Source organism: Streptococcus sp. DFI.7.26 (genome assembly GCF_022240605.1).
GTDB lineage: Bacteria > Bacillota > Bacilli > Lactobacillales > Streptococcaceae > Streptococcus > Streptococcus xiaochunlingii.
In genome coordinates, this window is sequence record NZ_JAKOGN010000033.1 from 1 (window position 1) to 1,298 (window position 1,298).

Genomic DNA, 1,298 nt, shown 5'->3' on the forward strand with positions numbered 1-1,298 from the left:
ATGCAGCTTCTCTTATTAGATAAATATGCCAGTGATTTCTTCTTTAAATTGTGGAGTCGTGTCAGAAAATATGGAGCCAGTCCGACTGGGATAACCCAAAACGTCGAAACCTTATTGTTAGATCCAAATGGTAGACGGATTATTGCAAATAGTGAATTTATGATTCTCCTCAAGCAAGCAAAAAATGATAGAGAAGAACTGGTTCAACTCTTAGGCTTGTCAAAAGAACTTGAAAAATACCTTGTCAATCCAGAAAAAGGGGCAGGACTGATAAAAGCTGGTTCAGTTGTTGTTCCCTTTAAAAATAAGATTCCTCAAGGTACTCAATTGTTTGATATCATGAGTACAGATCCTGATAAAATGGCTTCTAATTAAGGGGAAGGTAAATGAAGGATAAAAGAGAAATCATACGTGCCCGAAAGGCATTTAGAAGAATTCTAAAAGATGAGAAGAAATTCTTGAAACAAGGAAAGAAGGAGGTGAGGAAACAGAAAAATGATTCCGCTGGACTAGATGAAAAAGCATGGAAAAAAGAGATAAAAGAAAAGCTAGAGGAGATGAGAGAAGCTTCAAAGGAGAGAGTAAGACAAGCAAATGAAGACTACAATCATATTCTTCAAAATAGTCCTCCATCTCTTTTGAATCGGAAAGAATTAAGAGACAGACGGTTGCCTCATGCTAGGAAACGATTGAAAATAGCCAAGAAGCAATTTAGAGAAGCCAAGGTAGAAGCAAAAGAAGAAAGAAAAGAGAGTCGTAAAGAAAGAAAAACCAATCAAAAATTTCTTTATGGTCAGGAATCGAAAGCAAAATCCAATTTTTTCTTTCAAGGGAAGAGTTTAGAAGAATTAAAAGCTAAGAAAGAAGTCAAGGCCGCAAAAGAGAATCTAAAATCTACTAAACAAGCCTATAAGTCCAAAAAAGTCAGTAGGAAAGCCAAAACTTTTCTTTATGTCCTTGGACGTGAAGGTGGAGAGTTAGCTTCAGAAAATGAAGATTTAGAAGCTTATCGCACTCTAAAAGATACCATTAGAAAAGGGAAACGCTACAGTCGGATTTCTTATAACCTTGGAAAAGCTAGTGTCAAAACAGGACAAGCAACAGGTCGTTTTACCAAGAAAAGGCTGACCAACACAAAAGAGCGATACCATCATTTTAAGGATGGAAAAGGATGGAAACTAGCGAAAGATAATCCAAGTTCCTTTAAAAATCGGTTTCGAAAATTAAAGAAACAAGGTCTTACAAGTGTCCGAAATATCTATCAAAAACTAAAAGCAGCCTTTTCCTTCTTTACATTT

2 pseudogenes are annotated in these 1,298 nt (G+C 35.9%); both read left to right on the forward strand.

Features of this window, described 5'->3' with window-relative positions:
- Positions 1–375, forward strand: a pseudogene (locus L0M85_RS09735) (AAA family ATPase); the annotation flags it as partial.
- Positions 376–386: 11 nt separating this feature from the next.
- Positions 387–1,298, forward strand: a pseudogene (locus tag L0M85_RS09740) (CHAP domain-containing protein); the annotation flags it as partial.